Source organism: Streptosporangium sp. G12, from assembly GCF_052983175.1.
This window is the reverse complement of the sequence record NZ_JBRIQO010000002.1, coordinates 36,660-60,751: the sequence shown is the minus strand read 5'-3', so window position 1 is coordinate 60,751 and position 24,092 is coordinate 36,660. Positions and strand designations below refer to the sequence as shown.

The following is a 24,092-nucleotide window of genomic DNA, read 5'->3' as shown; positions in this document are numbered from 1 at the left end:
CACGACCTCGTCATCGCCGTTTTTCCTCCGCAGCCGACAGCCTTCCGCGCCTCCGCCTCCGCGAGCACCGACTTCAGGTCGCTCTTAAATCGCGCAGCCGATCCCCCTTCTCCCGCCGCGTCCGCTATGAACGCTTCCTCGTTTCACCGGGTGTGAGCTGCGCTTTCAAGAAAAATCGGAGAGCGAGACACGCGAGGCGAACAGCGGGCCACCACTCACTTTCCCTACGTGATCATTCCGGTCCATGCTCGCGGACAACCAAGCGTCACTGTAAGAACGCAAGTTCGATATGTCGCAATTTCAAACCCAAAATCTATGTCCTATTTATTCATGCTTACACATATTGCGCACATAAAGGACGCATGTGTAATTTCTGATCGTTTGCTGGTTGCGCGCTCCGAACCGTCGACCCCGGCCCCGTTGTGGACCTGGTGGCGGGCTGGGGTAACGCGGGAGCGGTTAGCTTCCGCGCTGACTTGTTCGGAGGGTGACGGCGTATGCGCCGGAGTTTGTCGTGGTCGTTGTCGGCAGCCGTGAGAGCCCGGACAGCGGTGACCGTTATGGTCGCGGCGCTTCCCGGCCTGTTGTTGTTCCAGGCGGTTCCGGTGTCGGCCGCGAGGGTGCAGCCACCCGCGCTCTTTCAGGGCACCCCTGATACGCCTAATCAGCTGACCGGTTCGGCGGCAGGATTTCCGTCGTTGGTGGATTCGGCGGCCACGGCGACGACGGTGAAGGTGAAGCCGTCGCAACAGGATGACGAACCTCCCAAGGGGGCGTTGCGGCCCGAGGGGCGCTTCGTCGATGAGCCCCAGCCCGCCGCCCCTGCCAAGGGCGCCGACGCCGACAGGCGTTCCTTCTCTTCCGGCGCTGCGCGGGCTCAGGCGATGGATTGTCAGTACGGGTGTATTCCGACGATCGTGGATGTGCATCCGTGGAACGAGGCGCAGGTCGGGTCGTTGACGCCGCTGCTGGTGACCTACGCCAAGAGCAACGCCGGCGTGTACGGCATCGACTACCGCTTTGAGATCTGTGACCAGTCGGGGATGTCGGGCACCTGCACCACCTCAGGGTGGCTGAGTGATGTCAATACCTGGCGGGTTCCGGCGGGCAAGCTGAAGTGGGGCAAGGAGTACTGGTGGCAGGTCTCGGCCAAAGACCGCGGCACCTTGGGGGTGAACACCTCGTTGATGTCGTCCATCACCACCGGGGTGCGGCAGCCGATGATCACCTCGCAGTTGTCCGCGCGGGGGGTGAACGGCCAGGAGTTTCACCAGCTGGCCGGGAACTACACCACGGCCTTCACCGACGTCTCGGTCACGACGGCCGGTGAGCCGTTGTCGGTGGTGCGCTCCTACAACACGCTGGATCCGCGGGCCGATGGGATGTTCGGCGCGGCCTGGTCAACGCTGTGGGACATGAAGCTCCTCTCCGAGGTCGGCGGGGAGGCCTCCTCGCTGCTGGTCACCTATCCCGATGGCCGTCAGGTGCGGTTCGCCGACAACGGCAACGGCACCTTCCAGCCGCCGCCGGGAATGCACGCCACCTTGGCGACGGTCAGCGGTGGTGGCTGGCGGTTGATGGACAAGGGCGCCATCTCCTACCATTTCGACGCCCAAGGGCGACTGACGAAGATCACCGATGCCCATGGCCGTAGCCGTAATCTCGTCTACGGAACCGATGGCAAGCTGGCGACGGTGACCGCCTCCGGCGGACGGGCACTGCACTTCACCTGGACGGGTGCGCACGTCACACAGGTGTCCACCGACCCGGTGGGGGGTCAGGCCTTGACGTGGACCTACCATTACCAGGGTGATCGGCTGGTCGGCTCGTGCGCTCCGGTGGCCGCGCCGAACTGCATCACCTACGGGTACGGCACCGGCTCGACCTACCGCTCGACGGTGCTGGACTCCGACCCTTACGGGTACTGGCGGCTGGGTGAGACCTCGGGCACCTCGGCCGCCAATCTGGGCTGGGGTACGGGCCCGGCCACCTACGCCAACGCGACCAAGGGGCAGCCCGGAGCGCTGGCCGGTACCACCGACACCGCGATCAGCGTGACCTCCGGTTCGGTCGAACTTCCGCTGAACTCGGTCGCCCGGCTGGCCGACAAGTTCTCGGTGGAGGTGTGGTTCAAGACCACCTTGCACGGGGTGCTGTTCTCCGCCGGTTTGGAGGATCCGACTCCTGCGGACTCGGCGATCTATGTGGGTACCGACGGCAAACTACGCGCCCGCTCCCAGCCGTTCTCCGGTGATGACGCGGCCCCGATCACCTCGGCGGGTGTCGTCAACGACGGACAGTGGCACCACGCGGTGCTGAGCGTGGCCGGCACCACCGACCGGCTGTATCTGGACGGTCAGCTGGTGGGTTCCCTGACCGGGCCAGGAGGCCTCGAATGGCGCGAACAGGCCCGGTTCGGCAAGGGAATGCTCAGCTGGCGCTGGCCGGCCACCAGCGAGGTGTTCAAGGGGCAACTGGATGAGGCGGCCCTCTATGACAAGCCGCTGACCGCTGGGGAGATCAGCCGCCATCACGCGGCCCGCGCCGAGACCCCGCACAAGCTCACCACCATCACGTTGCCGTCGGGACGGGCATGGGCGACCAACACCTACGACGCTGCCACCGACCGGATCACCACTCACGTCGACCAAAACGGCGGCACCTGGAAGATCGGCGCCCCGGTCTACGCGCCGGAGACGGGCAAGTCGACGATTACCGTCACCGACCCCAACAACAACACCCTGAGCTACGTCCACGACGCCTGGCGCGGCTACCGCCTGGTCAGCCGCACCGACCAGCTAGGCAAGATCACCAGGTACGAGTACGACACCGGCGGGTTCCCCACGAAGGCCACCGATCCAAACGGGGTTGTCACCGAGCGGGTCAACGACGCTCGTGGCAACGTCACCGCCATCAAGACCTGTAAGGCGGTAGGAAACTGCCAGACCACCCGTCAGACGTTCTACCGCAACACCACCGACGAGTTCGACCCACGCAACGACCGTCCCATAACACACAGGGATGCCCGTTCAGCGAGCGCCACCGACAACACCTACGCCACCACCACCGAGTACACCACCCACGGGGAGGTGGCCAAGCAGACCACCCCGGCCACCCCCGACTTTCCCACCGGCCGTTCAACGACGTCCACCTACACCGATGGAACCGAACCCGCCGTCGGTGGCGGCACCACCCCGGCTGGCCTGCGCGAGTCGAGCAAGGACGCCAAGGGCAACGAGACGACCTACCGCTACAGTGCCACCGGGGACTTGGCCGAGCAGACCAGCCCCTCAGAGGTGGTATCGAAGTTCGGTCGTGACGCGCTGGGCCGAGTGACCTCGCGAACCGAGGTGTCAGCGGCCCACCCGGATGGTGTCACCACGACGTTCACCTACGACGGGCTCGGACGCCCGCTGACGCAGACCGCTCCCGGGGTGAAGAACGAGATCAGCAACGTCACCCACACCGCCAAAACCACCTACACCTACGACGCGGACGGCAACAGGCTCACCGAGACGGTATCGGATCTGACCGGCGGTGACCCGGCACGCACCACCACCTACACCTACGACGTCAAGGGCCAGGTAGAAACGGTCACCGACCCCGAAGGCAGTGTGATGCGCTCCACCTGGGACGTCACCGGCGCCCAAGCTTCGACGACCGACCCCATGGGCACTGTCCTCACCTATGCCTACACCAAGCGCGGTGAACCGTTCACCGCGACCCTCAAGAACTGGACCGGCAGCCCGGTCAGCCCGCAGGCCGCGCAGGATGTGGTGCTGGAGTCCCGCTCCTACGACCCCGGCGGGCGCCTGGCCGGCGAAGTGGACGCGATGGGCCGCAAGAGGGCTTACACCTACTTCACCGACAACCGCCTGTCCCAGGTGACCGGCGACGATGTCCGGCTGAACGGCTTGACGACCCCGACCGATGTGGTACTGGAGGACAACACCTACGACGCCGCCGGTCACCTCGTCAAGCAGGTCACCAACACACCGGCCAGCCAGGCCACCAGCGGTGAAAAGGTCACCACCGACTACGTCTACGACGCCGCCGGTCGGCTGACCTCCACCACGTTCGACCCGGCCGACCTCAAACGCAAGACCGCCTTCGAGTACGACGCGACCGAGAACGTCACCAAGAAGACCTTCACCGGCGCGAACACCACCAGGACGGAATCGACGCTCTACGCGTACAACTCCCTGAACCTGATGACCCAGCAGACCGTCGAGAACGGCGCCGACGACCTGGTCACCACTAATGTCTACGACGACCGCGGCCTGCTGACCGCGACCACCGACCCCCGAGGCAACGCCTCCGGCGCCACCGCCGCCGACTTCACCACCACGATGCGCTACGACCTCGCCGGGCAGCTCGTGGAGAAGAAAGCGCCACAGGTGAGGATCGAGAAAGCCGGGACGACCGCCGACGCGCGACCCACGGCGAAGTACGGCTACGACAGCACCGGCCTGACGACGCACACGGTCGACGCCGAAGGACGGACGATCACCTCGACGTACGACAAGGCCGGACGCCTCACCTCGGCGATCGCCCCGTCCTATACCCCGCCGGGTGGCAGTGCCGTCATCCCCAAGATCAGTTTCGGCTACGACGCCGCCGGTCGCCAGACCACGCTCACCGACCCGCGCAACCACATCACCTCCACCACCTACGACGCCCTGGGCCGACCGGTCAAGGTCACCGACCCCGGCCCCTCCGGTCCCGGCGGTGCCCGGGTGGCGGAGTACGACCTGCTCGGCGAGCAGCTCGCGGCGATCGACCCCAACGGCGCGCGTACCGAGGCCACCTACGACGACCTGGGCCGCAAGATCACCCAGACCCAGATCGAGCGCTTCCCCAGCACCGCCGCGCACACCACCAAGCTGAGCTACGACACAGCCGGCAACCTCACCAAAACCATCGCCCCGGGATCCGGCGACAAGACCACCACGTACGCGGTCAACGCCGCCGGACAGGTCAAGACCGTGACCGACCCCCTGACGCACGCCTCCTCGATCGCCTACGACCTGCTGGGCCGGCAGACCAAGGTGACCGACGCGCTGGGCAACGCCACCGAGGTCGAGTACGACCTGGCCGGGCGCAAGATCGCGACCAGAGATCTCACCGGAACCAACCCCGTTACGACCGTGCGCACCTTCGGCTTCGGCTACGACCCGGCTGGCAACCCGACCAGCACCACCTCCGGAGAAGGGCACGTCACCGAACGGCGGTTCGACGCGCTGGGCCGGATGACCTCCCTGATCGAGCCGGTCTCCGCGGGCACGTCGATCACCTCGACGTTCGGCTACGACGCCACCGGCGCACGCACCCGCACCACCGACGGCCGCGGCAACGCCACCTGGACGAGCTACAACACCCTCGGACTGGTCGAGTCGGTCCTCGAACCGGCCACCACCGCCCACCCGAACGCCACCGACCGGACCTGGAGCAGCGTCTACGACGCCGCGGGCAACGCCACCGCCACCGTGCAGCCGGGCGGGGTACGCCTCGATCGCACCTTCGACCACCTCAACCGGATGACCACGGAGACGGGCAGCGGCGGGTCGGTGGCCACTCCCACCCGCACCGTTACCTACGACACCGCGGGCCGCGTCACCGCGATCGGCGACTACACCCTCGACTACAACGACCGCAGCCTGCTGACCAAGGTGTCCAAGGCCACCAACCAGGTCGCCACCTACGCCTACGACGCCCTGGGCAACCTCAGCCAGCGCGTCGACCCCGCCGGGACGGCTACCTACACCTGGGATGACGCCAACAGGCTCAAGACCGCCTCCGACCCGGTGACCGGCCGCACCTGGACCTACGGCTACGACAACGCCGACCGCCTCAAGACCAAGACCTCCGCCAATCCGGTCAACACCCAGACCTACGACTACGACGCCGTCGACCGCCTCACCCTGCACTCGGTGAAGAACAGCTCCGGCACCGAACTGTCGAAGATCCTCTACGGGTGGGACAAGGACGACAACCTCATCAGCAAGACCACCAGCGGCACCGCCGGAGCCGGCACCAACACCTACGGCTACGACCGTTCCCGGCGTCTGACCTCCTGGACCGCGCCCGGAGGCGCCGTCACCTCCTACGAGTGGGACGCCTCCGGCAACCGCACCAAGGCAGGGGCCGACACCTTCGTCTACGACCAGCGCAACCGGCTCACCTCCGGCGCCGGGACCGACTACACCTACACCCCGCGCGGCACCACCGCCACCGAGACCAAGGCCGGCGTCACCCGCGACCTCACCTTCGACGCCTTCGACCGTCTCGTCTCCGACGGAGACGCCACCTACGGCTACGACGCCCTGGACCGGATGACCTCACGCACCAAGGGCACCGCCCAGCAGCGCTTCGTATACTCCGGCCTGAGCAACAACATCACCACCACCACCGACGGTGTGGGTGCCGTCCAGGCCAAGTACGGCCGTGATCCCTTCGGCGGCCTACTGAGCACGCAGGAGGGCGCGAGCCCCGCGCTCGCCACGATGAGCGACCTGCACGGTGACGTGGTGGGCACCTTCTCCGGCACCGCCCTGGTCGACTCGACCGCCTACGACCCCTTCGGCAAGGTCACCCACCGCTCCGGCACCCAGCCTGCCCTCGGTTACCAGGGTGATTACACCGACCCCGACACCGGCAAGGTCAACATGCACGCCCGCTGGTACCAGCCCGGCACCGGCGCCTTCGCCTCCCGCGACACCGCCACCCTCAGCCCCGACCCTTCGGTCCAGGCCAACCGCCACACCTACGCCAACGCCTCCCCTCTCACCCACACCGATCCCAGCGGACACAATTCCATTCAGCTCAACACCGTGAACTCCCCAAACAGCGCAAGTGGCGGTTCTGGCTGGCAGTCCTTCGATATGAACGCGTACATGAGTGCTCATATCGAAAAAATCACTACCTCGCCCTGGAATAGGGAAATCAACTGGCCGGAGCCGGGAAAGCCATACAATGCGTGGGATGTCGACGGTTCGGGCCTGTATAGAAGCGACGGCGTCCAGGACTGGGAACCTTGGAATCCCGGGCTCTCGGAAGAGGAAGCGAAGCGAATCGGTTACATGACCAACGGAAGGCCGGCCCCCAAGGGCTATTGGAAGGAGAGCAAGAAAGTACGAGAAACTTACATGAATCTATACAGCATACATGCCAGCGAAAAGGAACTCTCCAAGCTCTGGAAGCAGCTGACAGCACCAAAAGAACTTATCAAAGAAGTAGTCGTACCTAAGAACGACCGTCGGTCTGGGGCGCAATCGACAAAGACCGGTAAAGCACTGGTCTGCACTTATACAGTAAAAGGTCTTTGCAAAAAGGGAGAGGTGCCGCCCGCATGGGCCGCCAAAATATACAAGAATCTTCGTAACATGAAAATGTGCTATGAACGAGGGCCAAAGCAATGCGGCATAATTATTAACCTTGTAATTCACTCTTACCAAATGTCCGGAACCAGCCCCGTTGTTCCGGACAGTAAGACCAAAGGTGACGGGAAACTACGCCATTGGCTGCTCGCCACAGGGCTGGCCATCATGATGGGCGAAAAATTCGCCAGGAAATTTCTAGCCGTGCACGAGATAGGGGAGGAAGGAACAAAGGACAGCGTGGCAGATGTAAAAGTAAACAACGATGCCATCGAGTGGGCAATGACGGGCAATCGATACATTGTCTTGATTGGCGTATACGAAACCGACCACCCAAGATACTGGAGAGAAATAAAAGAAGGCTACAGGGATTACAGAAGTGGGAAAAAAACGAAAAGTAGATATGCAGATGCGCAACCTATGGCCTGGTAGAGGCTTCCGCTAAAGATCGGGCGCGTCGAAGATTCGTGCATATCAAGGCCAGAATCCCTGCTCTCGCACTGCAAAAACCAATGACAAAAGGATCTAACCAGGTTGCTAGCTTGAACGTCGGCTACACTGACCGTACGTAGCGAACCGTCAACGCAACCACACCAAACAGGGGTCGCAATGGAGAAGTTATCGCGATTCAAACATTGCTTGATGGCAGCTGTTTTGGCGTTAACAACAACCGCATGCTCCGCCGCATATCACGTGTCGGGATTAGACTGCCTCAGTGACCCCACCGAACAGATGGCAAATCGAGCGAAAGAAGAAAAAATTCTAGACCGCCCTCCGCCCAATACCCTCCCGATCACCGAAGAGTACACATCATTGGCCTGCGAAGACGACAACAGCATTGCCGAGGTCGGCCGCCGCTATCGATTCACAAGCCCACCCGCAACAATTTCATCTCATTACGAAAAAGAAGCAAGTGCGACTGGATGGCGCTTAATAAGGGACGGGAAGAAGGATGTCAACAAGCGCCTCGGATCCAAGGAAGATTGGCCTTCAGACACATGCTACATAAAAGATCTTGGAGATTTTGATGCAAATCTAGAGCTCAGTTTCGACTACTGGTCCGATGACGTAGAAAAGGATCCGTCCACAAAAACATACTGGCTTGAAATTTCTTTTTCTCCGGATGGCGGAAATTGTCAATCCACGAACAGTTCCGGAAAATGAAACAAATAGGACCCCGACTCGTCGAGAATTTGATCCATTGAAAACCGTCTGGCCGCGAAGCGGGCGGAAACCCGTCCACGGTCTCGCGGATGCCGGCCAAGTCCAGGGCCCGCAGCTGAAGTCAGGGTTGGGGCAGGTGGAGGCCCAGAACCGTCTCAGCGGCGAACGCGCTGGTCAGGAAGCGGATGAACTGATCGACGGTGTGGACTGCGAGATTGGCTCAGTGAACACGTACAACCAGAACTTCGCACCCTCACCGATGTCGTCAGCCCGCGGTCCGAGAACGTAGCGCTTACCGCCGACAATGACCGCCAACGCCACGTAGACGGGCCGGTCGGCGACCTGCTGTACACGGAGAAGGCGGCGCGCCGCGACGCAGGATTTTTATCGGCGACGGAAAGGATGCTAGTGGGCCGGGGAAGGCCACCGCGTCGTCGTCGGGAACGTGTTCCGCGCGCTGAAACGCATGATGTGGCTCGGTGGCTGGGCCGACGCCGGGCGCGGTGACCGCGACCCCACGAGTTCCCCAGCGGCTCGCCGCCGCCGAGTGTGACACCCCGAACACCGCTGCTCGCGCCAGGACGCCGACGGTCTCGCCGACCCCATCAGGGAGACCATCTCTTCCGTGGGCATATTCACAAGGGCTTTCACGGACGGCAAGGCGTGAGCCCGTGACGGAATCCGGCGACGCGCATGGAAGGCCGCGGAGTGGCCCGGGGACGCCGGAAGGCGGGTGGACGTCCACCCGCCTTCCGTTGAGACCGCTACCAGAACCTAGAGCAGGGCGTTCTGGGTGAGCCAGTCCTTGGCGACCATCTCGGCGTCGTCCTTGTCGACCGCGACGCGCTTCATCAGCGCGACCAGGCCGGCGGTGTCGAGCTTGGCGGAGACCGCGTCGAGGGTCGTCTTCACGGTGTCGTTCACGCCGGCCTTGTTGACCAGGGGCGCGATGTTCTCCGCGGCGAAGGCGCTCTTGTTGTCCTGGAGGGAGACCAGGTCATTGACGATGATCTTCGGGTCGGTGGTGAAGACGTTGCCGACCTGGACGGTGCCGTCCTTGATGGCGTCGGCGGTGGCGTCGCCGGTCTTCTTCCACTCCTTGAACTCCAGGCCGTAGGTGTCCTTGAAGTTCTTCTCCTGGCGGGTCTGGAACTCCGGCGGGCCGCCCACCGAGTAGTTCTTGGCGACCTTGACCAGGTCCTCGATCGTGGTGAGGCCGTCCTTGGTGGCGGTCTCCTTGGTGACGGTCAGCGAGTTGTTGTCCTCGGCCGGGGCGGGGGTGAGGACCTCCAGCTCGGCGGGGAGCTTCTCCTTGAGACCGGCGACGACGTCGTCCTTCGACTTCGCCGTGGTCGTGTTGTCGACGAAGGCGAGCAGGGAGCCGATGTACTCCGGCAGGATGGTCAGGCCGCCGCTCTTGATCTGGTCGTACAGGACCTCGCGGCTGCCGATGTTGAACTTCTCCTCGACCTGGACGCCCTTGGCCGCCAGGGCCTGGGAGTAGATCTCGCCGAGCAGGACGTTCTCCGGGAAGTTGGCCGACCCGATGACGACCTTCCCACCGGCCGCCGGCGCGGAGGCGGACCCGGACCCGGCCGGAGCCGGGGAGGCGCTGGTGAGCGGATCTCCTCCGCCGCACGCGGTAAGTGTGAGCGCCGCGGACAGGAGGACCGCCGCGGTGCTGATCAGGCGCTTCATGGTGCTATTCCCTTCCAGAACGGGGGGTAGGAAAACTATCTGATGGCCTGGCGCTCGCTCACCCCCGGGGAGACCGTTACGCGCTGCACCAGGGTGAACCCGAGCTGGACGAGAAGCGCCAGCAGTGCTACGAGGACCGCCCCGCCGATCGTGCTCGGGAAGTTCTTGGTCGCGAGACCGTCGATGATGAAGCGGCCGAGGCCGCCCAGGCCCACGTAGGCGGCCACGGTCGCGGTCGCCACCACCTGGATCGCGGCCAGGCGCAGGCCCAGCAGGATCAGCGGCAGCGCGACCGGCACCAGCACCCGGCCGAGGACCTGCCCGCCGCGCAGGCCCATGCCGTACGCGGCGTCGCGCAGGTCGGGGTCGACCCCTCGGACGCCCTCGTAGGTGTTGACCAGGATGGGCGGTACGGCCAGCGCCACCAGCGGGATGAGCACCGGCAGGATGGTGCCGACGCCCATGAACAGGACGATGAGGACCAGCAGGCCGAGCGTCGGCAGGGCGCGGGCCGCGTTGGCGGTGAGGATGACGAGCATCGCGCCCCTGCCGGTGTGACCGATCAGCAGCCCCAGCGGTAGCGCGATCAGCATGGCGAGCAGCAGCGAGAGCCCGGCGAACTCCAGGTGTTCGAGCAGCCGGTTGGGGATCCCGTCGGGTCCCGACCAGTTGGCCGGGTCACCGAAGAAGTCGATCAGCCAGTTCACACGGCCTCCTCTGCCCGCGCCCCGCTCAGCCGGTCCGTGGGAACGGTCAGGGACCCGATCATCCGGTTCACGCGGACCCCCTTGCCCGCGACCACGGGGTGAGCAGGCGTTGCGCCAGGATCAGCAGCAGGTCGGCGACCCCCGCGAGCACCACGACCAGCACGATGCCGACGACGATCGGGGTGTAGAACTGCCGCTGCCAGCCGTCGATGAACAGGTAGCCGAGCCCGCCCCTGCCGACCAGCGCGCCGACGCTGACCAGGCTGACGCTGGCCACCGTGGCCACCCTGAGCCCGGCCAGCACGACCGGTACCGCGATCGGCAGCTCGACCTGGAGCAGCCTGCGCAGCGGCGTGAAGCCCATCGCCACCGCGGACTGCCGCACGTGGTCGGGGACCGAGCTCAGCCCGTCGACGACCGCGGGGATCAGCACCGCCATGGCGTAGAAGGTGAGCGGGACCATCACGGTCGTCCGCGTGGCGAGACCGGTGATCGGGATGAGCACGATGAAGACGGCCAGCGAGGGCAGCGAGTAGATCACGTTCATGACGCCGACGGTCGGCTGGTAGAGCCAGCGCCACCGCACCCCGGCCAGCCCGAGCGGGAGCGCGATGATCAGCCCGACCAGGATCGGCACCAGCGCCATCACGATGTGGTCCTCGAGCAGGCCCTGGATCGTGTGCCAGTTGCGCCCGATCCAGTCCCAGCGGACCAGCGGTTCCTCATCCATCGACACCTCCCGCGAGTCCGCCGGCGCCTCGCGCGGGCCTGTCGGCGGCTCCCACGGAACCGTCAACGCCCCCCGCGGGTTCGTCCGCGCCTCGCGCGGAACCGTCGCCGCCCCCCGCGGAGCCGCCGGCACCTTCCGCCGGGACATCGGCGCCTCGCGCCGGTCCGCCGACGTCTCTCACGACCCTGGTGAGCGCCTCGTCCAGTGAATCGCGGGTGGCGACGCCCACGGCCCTGCCCGACCCGTCCACCGCGACGGCGTGGCCCGAGGGGGACAGCAGCGTCGCGTCCAGCGCGGCGCGCAGCGAGTCGCGCCCGCTGACGAAGGTCCCGTACGGCGCGAGCTCCGCGTCGGCGAGGGTGCCCGGCTCGGGCAGGTCCTTGACGGCGGCCCAGCCCAGCGGCCGGCCGTCCTCGTCCGTCACGGCCAGCCACGGCTCTCCGGTGGCGCGGGCCGCGACGGCGTCGGTGGAGGCGGGCGCGAGCAGGTCGGCACGGAGCCGCACCCCCTCGTCCGAGACGAACGACAGCCGCCTGATGCCCCGGTCGCGGCCCAGGAACTCGCGGACGAAGTCGTCGGCGGGCCGGGCCAGCAGCGTCGCGGGGTCGTCGAGCTGGGCCAAGTGGCCCCCGACGCGGAGCACGGCCACCCGGTCGCCGAGCTTGACGGCCTCGTCGATGTCGTGGGTGACGAACACGATGGTCTTGTTCAGCTCGGCCTGGAGCCGCAGGAGCTCCTCCTGCAGGCTCGTGCGGACGATCGGGTCGACCGCGCTGAACGGCTCGTCCATCAGCAGCACGGGCGGGTCGGCGGCGAGCGCGCGGGCCACGCCGACGCGCTGCTGCTGCCCGCCGGAGAGCTGGAAGGGATAGCGGTCGGCCATCTTGAGGTCGAGCCCGACCCGTTCGAGCAGCTCCATCGCCCGGTCGCGGGCCTTCTTCTTGTCCCAGCCGAGCAGCAGGGGCACCGTCGCCACGTTGTCGACGATCTTGCGGTGCGGGAAGAGCCCCGCCTGCTGGATGACGTAGCCGATGCCCCTGCGCAGTGTCGGCGGGTCGATGGTCTTGACGTCGACGCCGTCGAGGAGGATCTGGCCCTCCGAGGCGTCGATCATTCTGTTGATCATGCGGAGGGACGTCGTCTTACCGCACCCCGAGGGGCCGACGAAGACGGTTATCTCCCCGGTTGGCACCTCGAGGCTTAGATTGTCCACGGCGACGGTCCCGTCGGCGTAGCGCTTGGTGACACCGTTGAATGTGATCATGCGCAACCTCTTGTTTTCGCAGGGTTACGGCCCCCCTGCCCCAACCGTCCCCATGATCCCGCACGGGTCAGCCTATGCCCCACTTCTCCGATCTGTCTTCCAGGCTTTCCCGGACCGGCTCCGAAGCAGATCCACAAGTGTATTTCTCAACAAAAGGGCATTGAGTAGTGCGGGAGGTGCCCATGACTTGACATGATTACCCACATCGCTGGAGTCGATCCCTCTGGCACCGTACGTCACAGGCCTCACAGCCACTCCGACTCTCCACCACGCTCGCCGAACCACCAGAGGAACCGGTCCAGTGACTCAACCGCTCCTCGGTCAACGCTCGCGCGTCGAACTCATCGCCGAGCTCTATGACCGCCACGCAGCAGGGCTGTTCGCCTACTCCCACGACCAGCTGGGCAACGCGGACTCGGCCTCCGACGTCCTGGTGGCCGTCCTCTCGGGCGTCTCGGACGCCGAACCGCCGCGCGCCGCGCTGTACGCGCTCGCCCGCCGCGAGATCTTCCTGCGCGACATCGTCTACTCGCCCCCCGCCATCGGTCTCGACCCGGTCGCGGCCCTCGTCGAGCGCGTCCTGGGCGACCTGCGCACGCACCAGCGTGAGGTGCTGTACCTGTCGGGCGTGTGCGAGATGGACGCCTCCGAGCTGTCCTGGGTGCTCGACGTGGCCGTCGACACCGCCGACGAGCTGACGGTGAGCGCCTGCCGCCGCTTCGCCCAGTCGCTGGGCTACGCCCTGGCCTCGGCCAGGGTCCCCGAGAACATGACGGAGGTGTTCGGCGCCCTCGCCGTCGCCCCGGTCCGCGACGTGCTCAACCTCGCCTCCTGGGCCACTCCCCCGGCGGGACTTCGCGCCGCCGTGCTCGGGCCCCAGGCACCGCCCGCCGTTCCGGTCGCCAGACGGTCGATGTCCCCGCTGATCAGGCAGCTGTGGCCGACGACGCCCGCGTGGCCGCTGCCGCTCGCGGAGACCGGCGTCCCGACCGGTCCGCCGATCGGCGCCTCGGCCTTCCCCGTGCCGGACCTGCCGGACCATATGGCGGAGGACCGCTTCCCCGACCCCTTCGCACCGCGGGATCCCGACGCCGTCTCCACCTACGAGGCCACCACGGAGCCGATGCCCAGGCTCGGCGACTCGGTGCTCACCGCCCTGGACACCGCGGCCCTGCGGCCACGCCGCCGCCTCCAGCGCCCCCGGCCGCGCCGGGCGGCACCGCTTCCGGCCCCGATTCCCGGGGACGTGCTGGACGACGCCCCCGGGCGGGAGGACTTCTTCCGCCCGCTCACCCCGGAGGCACGGGCGGCCCGCGTCCACACCGACAGGCTCGTCGCCGCCGCCCCCCGCACCGAGGCCCCGCCCGCCGACCACACCGGGACGCCGGCCGCCGACCACACCGGGACGCCGGCCGCGGAGACGCCGCGGAGCCCTGTTCCCGCCGTTCCCGCCGTTCCCGCCGTTCCCGCCGCCGAGACCCCCCGCACCCCGCTCACCGTCGTCCCGCCCCTCGGCAACCCCGAGCACCTCGGGAACCCCGGGCACCTCGGCGACGTGCTGGACGACGGCCTCGGTGACGTGCTGGACGACGGCCTCGGTGACGTGCTGGACGACGCGCGTCCCCTTCCCGGCTGGCCCCTGCAGACCGACCAGCTCGACGCCCTCGCCGACCGCGAGCGCCACCGGCCCGCTCCGGCGCCCTTCCCCGCGCGAGAAGCCGGGCGGCACGCGTCCGCCGCCGACGACCGTCCCCGGCTCTCGCTCCCCGTCTGGACCACGCGGACGGAGAACCCCCCGCCTCCGGCGGAACGCCCCGAGCCCCCGCTGCCCGCCCCGGCCCCCCGGGCCGCCGATCCGGTCCGGCCCTCCGCCGTCGACTGGTTCGCCGACGTCCCTCCCTCCGGCGCCCGGACCCGCGAGACCCCGACCGCCCTTCCTGTCTGGTCCCCCCGGACCGACCACCTCCGCACCCCCGCCGGTCGCGCCCAGTTGCGTCTGCCCCGCTGGGTCATGCGCGAGGACCAGCCCGGCGACGCCCCCGACCGGACCGCCCCGCCCAACCACACCCTGACGCCGTACGACGCGCCGCTGGACGACGCGGCGACCATGCCGGGGAACGGGTTCGCGGCGATACCCCCGGCACCCCCGGCACCCCCGGCGCCCCTGGCCTCCGCGCCGTCCGCGCCGTCCGCGCCGCATCCGGCGCCCGAGGAGACCTCCCCCTCCGGCCGGACGTCCCGCAAGCGCGGGGGGGACCGGGCACCACGCAGCCACAAGGCGATGAAGAACGCGACCCATCACGACTGGGCCTGGGAGGTGATCGGCTTCGTCATCGCGGTGACGATCGCCATGATCGTCTTCTTCGCGGTACCGATGATGTCCACCCCGTAGGCCCTCCCGGAATCCCCGGGGCCTTTCCGTACTCCCGCCCGGCCGCGCCGGTGTGGCCGGGTGCTCAGAGCCAGCGTTCGGTGGCGGCGCGCCAGGCCAGCTGCATGCGGGTCTGGGCGCCGGCGAGTTCCATGATGTGCGAGACGCGCCGCTGCACGGTCCGCTGACTGACGCCCAGCCGGGTGGCGATCGACTTGTCCGGTACGCCCGCGACCAGCAACGAGACCAGGGAGAGGTCGTCGGAACCGAGCGGGCAGGGCGTCGTCCCCTCGGTGACGGCACCGTCCTCGGCGATCCGCAACGGCGTCGCCCGCTCCCAGCAGCCCTCGAAGAGGGCGATCAGCGCCTCCAGCAGCTGGTCGCCACGGACCAGCGCCGCCGTCGGTTCCGAGGTTCCCTCCTCCCGCGCCACCGGGATCACGGCGACCTCCCGGTCGACGACCGTCAGCCACACCGGCAGGCAGGGCGCGACCCTGGCCTGCTCGCCCAGTTTGGCCGCGTACGCCACGTTGGCCGGCATGCCCTGCTCCTCCAGCAGGGGCCCCTCGTAGATCACCCGATACTCGACCCCGCGGCGCAGCGCGTCCGGCTCGGCGAGGTTCTCCTCCGCGGGCGACACGACCGCGCGGCCCTGCCGAAGGCAGAGGACCTCGTGGCGGGCGTTCTCCTGCAGGTGGTCGAGGTGCTCCCGGAGCACGACGCGGTTCGGCAGGACCTCGATCAATCGGCCGGCGTCGCGGCGGCGGGCGCCCTCCCGGTACTCCTCGGAGAGCCGGTCCACCTCGCGCCGCGCCCAGTCGAGCGCCTGCTGGTGACGGAGGAGCTGTGAACCCAGCACGATGTCCGGCGCCACGGCCGTGAACCGCCGCCTGCCGGGACCGACCGTCCTGACCAGCCCCCTGACCCGCATGGACACCAGCACCGTCTCGGCCGTCTCGGCGTCGACACCCAGGTTCCCCACGAGGTCGGCGACCTCCGCCTCGGCGGTGGTGACCAGGAACCGGTAGACGCGCTCCTCCACGGGATCGAGTCCGAGGGATTCCAACATGACGCACATGATGACATCCGAAACGCCAGCGAAAGTTACATTCACCGTCTAACCGGACTTATATCGCCATTGTGAATTAACCGGGCGTGGGTCATATCGGGCGTGGAACGCACCACCCCCGCGACGGTGGAAATCGAGGGCGATCGGGGTTGTGACAACGATCTGTCAAGGCTAGTATCACGGCAACTCTTAGGAAACTTTCTTAAGAGAAAGTTAAGGCGGGAGCCTTCGTGGCCCCTGGTGAACCGTTCGAACCGACCAGGAGCTGCGCGAACCTCGATGACACGATCCGTCGTCACCCGCAGGTCCGGCCGCCCGGACGTCTCACACCGTCCGGAACCCGCAACGGAACCGGTAATGCGGAGCCTGCCGTCCTTACTCGCCCTGACTGGATTTGCAAGCCTCTCGCGCGAGCCACTCGCGCCCCGGTAGCACGGAATCTCGAACCTCTGCGGCCCCCACCGCACGAAGGAGTGATCAAGTGTTGAGACAGCGCATCATGGCCGCCCTCGCCGCCCTGACGGTCACGGGCGTGCTCGCGGTCGCCCTGCCGATGGCCTCGGCGTCCTCGGCGTCCTTAGCGTCCTCCGCCGCCGCGGCGGCCTGCGTGACCCCGTGGAACTCCTCGGCGGTCTACACCAACGGCATGACCGCCTCCCACAACGGCCGCAACTGGTCGGCGAAGTGGTGGACCCAGAACGAGGCCCCCGGCACCGCCGACGTGTGGGCGGACCAGGGCGCATGCGGCGGCGGCACGACGCCTCCCCCGGGCAGCTGCAGCCACCCGAACTGGGCGGCGGGCACCTGGTATCCCGCCGGGAGCATCGTCAAGTACACCGACGGCCGGTTCTACCGAGCCAAGAACGAGAACCCCGGCTACGACCCGGTGATCAGCACCTGGTACTGGGAGCCGTACACCTGCGGCGGCACGACGCCTCCCCCCACGAACCCGCCCACCTCGGGCTTCGTCGTGAGCGAGGCCCAGTTCAACCAGATGTTCCCGAGCCGGAACTCGTTCTACACCTACAGCGGCCTGACCGCGGCGCTGAGCGCCTACCCGGGCTTCGCGAAGACCGGCAGTGACACCGTCAGGAGGCAGGAGGCGGCCGCCTTCCTCGCCAACGTCAACCACGAGACCGGCGGCCTGGTCCACGTCGTGGAGCAGAACACCGCGAACTATCCGCACTACTGCGACGCGAGCCAGCCGTACGGCTGCCCCGCGGGCCAGGCGGCCTACTACGGGCGCGGCCCGATCCAGCTGAGCTGGAACTTCAACTACAAGGCGGCGGGCGACGCGCTCGGCATCAACCTGCTCGGCAACCCGTACCTGGTCCAGAACGACGCGGCGGTGGCCTGGAAGACCGCCCTGTGGTACTGGAACACCCAGAACGGCCCCGGCACCATGACGCCGCACGACGCGATGGTCAACAGCCGTGGCTTCGGCGAGACGATCCGCAGCATCAACGGCAGCCTGGAGTGCAACGGCAGGAACCCCGCGCAGGTGCAGAGCCGGATCAACGCCTACCAGCGCTTCGTGCAGATCCTCGGCACCACCCCCGGCGGCAACCTGAGCTGCTGAGCCGCCGGACGACCGGACGGCCGGTCATTCGACGGCCGCCGCGCGCCCGGCCTCCACCCCGGGCGCGCGGCCCCGCGGACCGTCCCCCGGGACGCGCGAACCCATGAGGCGGCGGCTCACACGGGCGACCCCACCTGGACGCCTTCGCGCCGGCCGCACGGCCCCGGACCGTCCCGCGGGGCACCGGGTCACTCCGACGACAGGACCAGCCCGCTGGTCGGCACACCCGTGCCGGCGGTGACCAGCACGTTCCGCACCCCGGCCACCTGGTTGGCCGAGGTGCCCCTGATCTGCCTGACGGCCTCGGCGATGCCGTTCATGCCGTGGATGTACGCCTCCCCCAGCTGGCCGCCGTGCGGGTTGACCGGGAGACGGCCGTCGATCTCGATGCCGCCCCCGGCCACGTAGTCGCGGGCCTCGCCGCGCCCGCAGAAGCCCAGCTCCTCCAGCTGGGTGAGGACGAACGGGGTGAAGTGGTCGTACAGGATGGCCGTCTGCACGTCCGAGGGTCCGAGTCCCGACTGCTTCCAGAGCTGGCGGCCGACCACCCCCATCTCCGGCAGGCCGGTCATGTCGTCGCGGTAGTAGCTGGTCATCATCATCTGGTCGGCGCCCGCCCCCTGGGCGGCGGCGGTGATCACGGCGGGTGACCTGCGCAGGTTCCTGGCCCGCTCGGCGGAGGTGACCACCAGCGCCACCGCGCCGTCGCTCTCCTGGCAGCAGTCGAGCAGGTGCAGCGGCTCCACGATCCACTTGGACGCCTGGTGCTCCTCCAGGGTGATCGGGCGACCGTGGAACCACGCGGCCGGGTTGGTGGAGGCGTGCCTGCGCATCGCGACCGCCACCCGCCCGAAGTCCTCGGAGGTGGCCCCGTACGCGTGCATGTAGCGCCGGGCGAACATGGCGACCCAGGCGGCGGGGGTCATCAGCCCGTACGGCACGTGCCAGCTCATCTCCAGCCCCTGGGACGAGGGCTCGCCGCCGATGCGGGCGTCGGGCTGGCCGAACCTGTTCCCCGAGCGCTCGTTGAACGCCCGGTAGCAGACCACGGTCTCGGCGACCCCGGTGGCGACGGCCATCGCCGCGTGCAGCACGGTCCCGCACGCCGCGCCGCCGCCGTAGTGGACGCGGGAGAAGAACGACAGGTCGCCGATGCCCACCTCGCGGGCCACGGCGATCTCCTGGTTGGCGTCCTGGGTGTAGGTGACGAGGCCGTCCACGTCCGAGGGCGCGAGACCCGCGTCGTCGAGCGCCGCGAACACCGCCTCGGCCGCCAGCTGGAGCTCGGACCTGCCCGACTGCTTGGAGAACTCGGTCGCGCCGATCCCGGCGACGGCCGTGCTCCCGGAGAAGGAGACCACGGTGGTGGGGGCCTTTCTGTGTTTCCGCCTTCTCGCCGCCGCTGGGGCGCGGTCAGCGGGAGGGGAGGGCGAACCTGACGGTGCCCGAGACGTGGTCGCCGAGGCTGACCCCGCCGCGGACCTCGACGGTGAACTCGCCGTCCTCGCAGGCGACCACGCTGCCGGTGAAGGCCAGCCTGTCGCCCGCGTACGCGGGGACGCCGAGCTTGACGTTGATGCCGCGGATGATCGCCTCGGGTCCGGCCCAGTCGGTGACGTAGCGCTCGACGAGACCCATGGTGGTCAGGATGTTGAGGAAGATGTCCTTCGACCCCTGCGCCCTCGCGCCCTCGACGTCGTGGTGGACGGGGGTGAAGTCCATGGTCGCGAGCGCGGTCGACACGACCACGGTGGGGCTCAGATCGATCGCGAGCTCGGGAAGCGGAGCTCCGACCCGCACCTCGTCGTCGGTAAGTGTCCGCATCACGCCTCCAGGGGGACCCACATGGGCAGGATCAGCTCGTCGTCCATTCGGCGGTACGTCAGGCGCACCGGCATACCGATACCCACCCGCGAAGCGTCGCAGTCCACCACGTTGCCCACGATCCGCACACCTTCCGGCAGTTCCACCACGGCGACCACGAAAGGTGTCCGGTGTCCCGGAACCGGCGGGTTGTGGTGGACGACGTAGCTGTACACCTCGCCCTCGCCGCTCGCCGTCACGAACGTGCGAGCGGCGGAGCGGCACGAGGGGCAGACCGGTCCCGGCGGGTGGCGAAGCTCGCCGCAGTCGGCGCACTTCTGGATCCGCAGCTCGCCCGCGGCGACCCCCTCCCAGAAGAAGGCGGTGTCGGCGTTGATCGCGGGTCTCAGCGGGTACGGCGTGCGCGGGGACGCGTCCCCGCGCGCCGTGGTCGCGTCCCCGCCCGGTCCCCCGGCCCGCTCCCCGGGCAGGAACTTCAGTACCCGGAACAGCATGTCGGCCACGGCCTCGCCGCCGGCGTACCAGGTGACGTTCCAGGTGACGAAGTAGCCCTCACCGAGCGCGGTCCGCTTCGGCCCGGTGATACCGGTCAGCCGGGTGGCCGGAACCAGGGACTCGCCGAGCCTCACGTAGCGGTGGTAGGTCTGCTCGCAGTTGGTGGCGACCACGCCGGTGTAGCCGTTGCCGTCCAGCGTCGCGAGCACGGCGTCGACCGGCGTGCCCGGCCGCTTCCTCCTGCTCCCGTCCACGCCGGGCATGGTCCAGACCTGGATCATCGCCGGTGGGGCCACGATCCCCCCGTGCACCCCGGCGGCGGCGGCCTCGGGGTCGGTGTAGAGCGGGTTGGCGTCGCCCATGGCGTCGGTCCAGTGCCGGATCATCGGGAGGTTCACCGGGTCCGCCTCCGCGACGCCGAGCACCTCGCCCTCGGCGATCTGCCGCTCGGCCAGGGCGGTGAGCCGTTCGTGCAGGGAGGCGGGCTCCGCCGTCGCGGGGGTCGGATTCGTCGCGGAGGTCGGGTTCGTCTGGGTGGTCGGGTCCGTCGGAGGGGTCTCGGTCATCGGGGCGGCCTCGGCAGGCTCAGGCCGAGCATGGCGATGAGCTCGCGCTGGACCTCGTTGACCCCGCCGCCGAAGGTGAGCACCAGCCCGCCCTTGGCACCGCGGTCGACGCGCCGCATCAGGTCCGCGGTGTCCGGGTCCGACGGGTCGCCGAAGCGGGCCAGGACCTCGCCGACGATCCTGCCGACGTCCTGCAGCCGCTCGGAGCCGTACACCTTGGTGGCCGAGGCGTCGGGGGCGCCCAGCCAGCCGAGGTCCATGTTGGCCGCGACCTGCCAGTTCAGCAGTTCGTTGGTCCGGAAGTAGGCGTAGACCTGGCCGAGCGCCCTGCGGACCGCGGGCTCCTCGATCGTGCCGGTGCGACGGGCCCAGGCCAGGAACCGGTCGTAGGTGTGGGCGAGGTTGCCCGCCGGGCCGAGCGTGACCCGCTCGTGGTTGAGCTGGTTGACGATCAGGTCCCAGCCCTTGTTCTCCTCCCCCACGACCATGTCCACCGGCACCCGTACGTCGGAGTAGTAGGTGGAGTTGGTGTGGTGGTTCCCGTCCATCGTGATGATCGGGGTCCACGAGTAGCCGGGGTCGGAGCAGTCGACGATCATCATCGTGATCCCCCGGTGCTTCTTCGCGTCCGGGTCGGTGCGGGCGGCGAGCCAGATGTACTGGGAGTAGTGGCCACCCGAGGTGAAGATCTTCTGCCCGTTGACGACGTAGTGGTCGCCGTCGCGGACCGCGGTGGTGCGCAGGGCCGCCAGGTCGGTGCCCGCCCCGGGCTCGCTGTAGCCGATCGCGAAGTGGCACTCCCCGGCCAGGATCTGCGGCAGGAAGAACTCCTTCTGCGCCGCCGTCCCGTACTGCATGAGGGTCGGGCCGACGGTCTGCACGGTGATGATCGGGTACGGCACCTCGGCGCGGGCGATCTCGTTGGCGAAGATCTGCTGTTCCAGCGGGCCGTACCCGCCGCCGCCGTACTCCTTGGGCCAGCCGAGCCCGAGCTTGCCGTCGCGGCCGAGGGTACGGCAGTGCTCCATGTAGGCCTGACCGAACGGGTCGGTGGAGATCCGCGCGCGTCCCTCGGCGGTGAGACAGGACTGGAAGTACTCGCGCAGCTCGTCGCGGAGCCTCTTCTGGTCGGGAGTCAGGTCGATCAGCATCAGACGAGCGCTCCGATCGTGTCGAGCCGGGCTTCCACCCCGCCCAGCAGGTGGGCGTGGTGCTTGCCCCAGGCGAAGTAGCGGTGCAACGGGTAGGTCACGTCCACGCCGATTCCGCCGTGCAGGTGCTGGCAGGTGTAGAGCGCCCGCAGCGCCTGGTCGGTCGCGGTCAGGGCGCCGACGGCCAGGTCCGCTTCGGCCTCCTCGTCCGCGCCCTCGGCCAGCCGCCACGCTCCGGACCACACGGCCACGTCCAGGGCCCGCCCGGCGATGTAGACGTCGGCGATCTGCACGGTGACCGCCTGGAACTCGGCCAGCGCCCGGCCGAACTGCTTGCGCGTCCTGATGTACTCGGTGGTGAGCGCCAGCGCCCCGGCCAGCACGCCGGAGGTGACGGCGATGTTCCCGGCCAGTGCCAGCCTGCGCAGGCCGTCGGCCGCCGTACCGTCCTCGGCCCCGACGAGCTCGCCCGGGGTGGCCTCCAGGGCGAGCGCGGCGGCGGGTTCGCCGGTGGAGGTCGGCACCGGCCGCAGGCCCGCCCGGGCCGGGTCCACCAGGAACAGGCCGACCCCGGCGGCGGTCGCGGCGGGAACCAGGACCCTCGCCGCCTGGGCGGCGTAGGGCGTGGTGCCCTTGGCGCCGTCCAGCACCCATCCGGCGCCGTCCCTGCGGGCGGTCGTGACCGGCGGGGCGGCGAGGTCGCCGAAGTCACGGCCCGGCTCGGAGGGGGCCACGGCCAGTGAGATCTCGCCGTCGGCCAGCGGGGCCAGTGCCTCGCGCTGCTCCCGGGAGCCGTACCTGGTGATCACCTGCGCCGCGACCAGGCTCTGCTCGGCGGGGACCGGTGCCACGTGGGCGCCGATCTCCCGCAGGACGACCGCCATCTCCACCGGTCCGAGTCCCGCGCCTCCGGCCTCCTCGGGCAGGACGGCACCGAGCAGCCCGGCCCCGGCGAGGGAGCGCCACAGGGCGGTGTCGTAGGACGCGCCGCTCTTCTCGTGGGCTTCGAGCCTGCTCGAGGTCACCTCCTTGCCGAGGAGGTCGACCGCGAGTTTGCGCAGATCGGTCTGTGTCTCGTCGAGATTGAAGTCCACTGGCGCTCCAGGGTTTCTGTCGGCCGCTTCGCCCTTCCGGAAAGTAGAACAGATTCTATTCTGTGTCCAGAGCCAGCTAATCGCAATAAGTCACCGAATAACCGCCGCACCGCATATGCCATGTAAGCGTGGGGCATCTTTGTGACTGGCGAGTAACCCATCGGAGTATCCTGAAATCAGATAACGTGTTCTCATGCGCACCTCGCATGTGACCACCGATACGCCGGTCATCCCGCACCGGACCGGAAGGCACGCCCCGAGCGACGCCGATCCGGCCACGACCGAGGGGGCATCCGGCATGCAGAGCGAATCGGCGTCCACAGGTGTCCGCACCAGGAGTCAGCACCAGCGACGCAAGCGCATCGTCCAGGCCGCCGCCGCCCTCGCCTCGCGGGGCGGCGTCGAGGCGATGCAGATGCGGACCGTCGCCGAGCGTGCCGGGGTCGCGCTCGGAACGCTCTACCGATACTTCCCCTCCAAGATGGATCTCGTCGTCGCCGTCGTCGGCGAGGAGATCGAACTCCTGGAGACCAGCATCGAGCGCCGCCCGCCCAACGCCACCACGGCCTCGGGCCGGGCCGTCGACGTCCTGATGCGCGCCACCCGGGGCCTGATGCGCGAGCCCGAGCTCGCCGACGCGCTCATCCGCTCGTTGATCATGGCCGATGTCGACATACCGTTCGGCGACCGCATGGCGGGCCTGCTGCTCCGCGTCGCCGGGGACGACCTCACCGTCGAGACCGCCACCGAGGAGCAGTTCGCCCTGGCGGGCTCGCTGTCCAGCGTCTGGGTGCACGAACTCATGGAGATGCTCAGGGGCCGGCGCACGTACGAGCAGATCCAGCGCCGCATCGAGATCGCCGCCGGACGCCTGCTGGCCGACTTCCGGTCCTCCCCCTCCGGCTGAGTCCGCCCCCGTCCCACCGGACCGGAGGCGCTGTTGCCGGAGGCCCCGTGCCACCGGAGGCGCTGTTCGCCGGAGCCCCTGCCACCGGAAACCCCGC

At 68.3% G+C, this 24,092-nt stretch carries 15 protein-coding genes; 5 read left to right on the top strand and 10 right to left on the bottom strand.

Annotation, left to right across the window (positions count from 1 at the left end):
* Positions 1-560 precede the first annotated feature (560 nt).
* Positions 561-7,808, top strand: a complete 7,248-nt coding sequence (locus ACVCAG_RS03500) for a LamG-like jellyroll fold domain-containing protein (protein WP_447189436.1) — start codon at positions 561-563, stop codon at positions 7,806-7,808.
* A 210-nt stretch (positions 7,809-8,018) separates the two neighbouring features.
* On the top strand, positions 8,019-8,540 hold the full coding sequence (locus ACVCAG_RS03495; protein ID WP_440084483.1) for a hypothetical protein: 522 nt from the start codon (positions 8,019-8,021) through the stop codon (positions 8,538-8,540).
* 774 nt (positions 8,541-9,314) lie between these two features.
* On the opposite strand, the gene ACVCAG_RS03490 is transcribed toward ACVCAG_RS03495, so the two are convergent.
* From ACVCAG_RS03490 to ACVCAG_RS03475, 4 genes are all read right to left on the bottom strand, one after another.
* The gene (locus tag ACVCAG_RS03490) at positions 9,315-10,238 is read right to left on the bottom strand and encodes a glycine betaine ABC transporter substrate-binding protein (RefSeq protein WP_440084482.1); all 924 of its coding nucleotides are present in this window, start codon (positions 10,236-10,238) and stop codon (positions 9,315-9,317) included.
* Between the two features lie 35 nt (positions 10,239-10,273).
* Positions 10,274-10,945 carry an ABC transporter permease subunit gene (locus ACVCAG_RS03485; RefSeq protein ID WP_440084481.1) on the bottom strand — a complete coding sequence of 224 codons (672 nt, stop codon included), beginning with the start codon at positions 10,943-10,945 and terminating at the stop codon, positions 10,274-10,276.
* 67 nt (positions 10,946-11,012) lie between these two features.
* Positions 11,013-11,675, bottom strand: a complete 663-nt coding sequence (locus ACVCAG_RS03480) for an ABC transporter permease subunit (RefSeq protein WP_440084480.1) — start codon at positions 11,673-11,675, stop codon at positions 11,013-11,015.
* Positions 11,668-12,939 carry an ATP-binding cassette domain-containing protein gene (locus ACVCAG_RS03475; protein ID WP_440084479.1) on the bottom strand — a complete coding sequence of 424 codons (1,272 nt, stop codon included), beginning with the start codon at positions 12,937-12,939 and terminating at the stop codon, positions 11,668-11,670. Before ACVCAG_RS03475 ends, ACVCAG_RS03480 begins: the two co-directional genes overlap by 8 nt.
* A gap of 301 nt (positions 12,940-13,240) precedes the next feature.
* On the opposite strand from ACVCAG_RS03475, the gene ACVCAG_RS03470 reads away from it, so the two are divergent.
* On the top strand, positions 13,241-15,331 hold the full coding sequence (locus ACVCAG_RS03470; RefSeq protein WP_440084478.1) for an RNA polymerase sigma factor: 2,091 nt from the start codon (positions 13,241-13,243) through the stop codon (positions 15,329-15,331).
* Positions 15,332-15,395: 64 nt separating this feature from the next.
* Here ACVCAG_RS03470 and ACVCAG_RS03465 read toward each other — a convergent pair whose 3' ends face one another.
* Positions 15,396-16,379: a helix-turn-helix domain-containing protein gene (locus ACVCAG_RS03465; RefSeq protein WP_440084477.1), complete on the bottom strand. Its 984-nt coding sequence runs from the start codon at positions 16,377-16,379 to the stop codon at positions 15,396-15,398.
* 481 nt (positions 16,380-16,860) lie between these two features.
* Between ACVCAG_RS03465 and ACVCAG_RS03460 the strand changes: the two genes are divergently transcribed.
* Complete coding sequence (locus ACVCAG_RS03460; protein WP_440084476.1) at positions 16,861-17,958, top strand: glycoside hydrolase family 19 protein; 1,098 nt, start codon at positions 16,861-16,863, stop codon at positions 17,956-17,958.
* A gap of 188 nt (positions 17,959-18,146) precedes the next feature.
* On the opposite strand, the gene ACVCAG_RS03455 is transcribed toward ACVCAG_RS03460, so the two are convergent.
* The 5 genes from ACVCAG_RS03455 to ACVCAG_RS03435 are packed head-to-tail and all read right to left on the bottom strand — an operon-like array spanning position 18,147 to position 23,088.
* A complete protein-coding gene (locus ACVCAG_RS03455) occupies positions 18,147-19,319 on the bottom strand; it encodes a lipid-transfer protein (protein WP_440084475.1) in 1,173 nt (390 codons plus the stop codon).
* A gap of 52 nt (positions 19,320-19,371) precedes the next feature.
* Positions 19,372-19,782, bottom strand: coding sequence for a MaoC/PaaZ C-terminal domain-containing protein (locus ACVCAG_RS03450; RefSeq protein WP_440069281.1), 411 nt, complete (start codon positions 19,780-19,782; stop codon positions 19,372-19,374).
* Complete coding sequence (locus ACVCAG_RS03445) at positions 19,782-20,843, bottom strand: OB-fold domain-containing protein (protein ID WP_440084474.1); 1,062 nt, start codon at positions 20,841-20,843, stop codon at positions 19,782-19,784. The genes ACVCAG_RS03450 and ACVCAG_RS03445 overlap by 1 nt, the downstream gene beginning before the upstream one ends.
* Positions 20,840-21,994: an acyl-CoA dehydrogenase family protein gene (locus tag ACVCAG_RS03440; RefSeq protein ID WP_440084473.1), complete on the bottom strand. Its 1,155-nt coding sequence runs from the start codon at positions 21,992-21,994 to the stop codon at positions 20,840-20,842. The genes ACVCAG_RS03445 and ACVCAG_RS03440 overlap by 4 nt, the downstream gene beginning before the upstream one ends.
* Positions 21,994-23,088 (bottom strand): acyl-CoA dehydrogenase family protein, encoded by a 1,095-nt coding sequence (locus ACVCAG_RS03435; RefSeq protein ID WP_440084472.1) that lies wholly within the window; start codon positions 23,086-23,088, stop codon positions 21,994-21,996. Before ACVCAG_RS03435 ends, ACVCAG_RS03440 begins: the two co-directional genes overlap by 1 nt.
* Positions 23,089-23,386: 298 nt before the next feature.
* Between ACVCAG_RS03435 and ACVCAG_RS03430 the strand changes: the two genes are divergently transcribed.
* Positions 23,387-23,995: a TetR family transcriptional regulator gene (locus ACVCAG_RS03430; RefSeq protein WP_440084641.1), complete on the top strand. Its 609-nt coding sequence runs from the start codon at positions 23,387-23,389 to the stop codon at positions 23,993-23,995.
* Positions 23,996-24,092: the final 97 nt, after the last annotated feature.

What these genes read in the sequence shown, in the direction of transcription:
- ACVCAG_RS03500 (WP_447189436.1), top strand. Translation starts at nt 561, where the DNA reads ATGGTCGCGGCGCTTCCCGGCCTGTTGTTGTTCCAGGCGGTTCCGGTG.
- ACVCAG_RS03495 (WP_440084483.1), top strand. Translation starts at nt 8,019, where the DNA reads ATGGCAGCTGTTTTGGCGTTAACAACAACCGCATGCTCCGCCGCATAT.
- ACVCAG_RS03490 (WP_440084482.1), bottom strand. Translation starts at nt 10,238, where the DNA reads ATGAAGCGCCTGATCAGCACCGCGGCGGTCCTCCTGTCCGCGGCGCTC.
- ACVCAG_RS03480 (WP_440084480.1), bottom strand. Translation starts at nt 11,675, where the DNA reads ATGGATGAGGAACCGCTGGTCCGCTGGGACTGGATCGGGCGCAACTGG.
- ACVCAG_RS03475 (WP_440084479.1), bottom strand. Translation starts at nt 12,939, where the DNA reads ATGATCACATTCAACGGTGTCACCAAGCGCTACGCCGACGGGACCGTC.
- ACVCAG_RS03465 (WP_440084477.1), bottom strand. Translation starts at nt 16,379, where the DNA reads ATGTTGGAATCCCTCGGACTCGATCCCGTGGAGGAGCGCGTCTACCGG.
- ACVCAG_RS03450 (WP_440069281.1), bottom strand. Translation starts at nt 19,782, where the DNA reads ATGCGGACACTTACCGACGACGAGGTGCGGGTCGGAGCTCCGCTTCCC.
- ACVCAG_RS03445 (WP_440084474.1), bottom strand. Translation starts at nt 20,843, where the DNA reads ATGACCGAGACCCCTCCGACGGACCCGACCACCCAGACGAACCCGACC.
- ACVCAG_RS03440 (WP_440084473.1), bottom strand. Translation starts at nt 21,994, where the DNA reads ATGCTGATCGACCTGACTCCCGACCAGAAGAGGCTCCGCGACGAGCTG.
- ACVCAG_RS03430 (WP_440084641.1), top strand. Translation starts at nt 23,387, where the DNA reads ATGCAGAGCGAATCGGCGTCCACAGGTGTCCGCACCAGGAGTCAGCAC.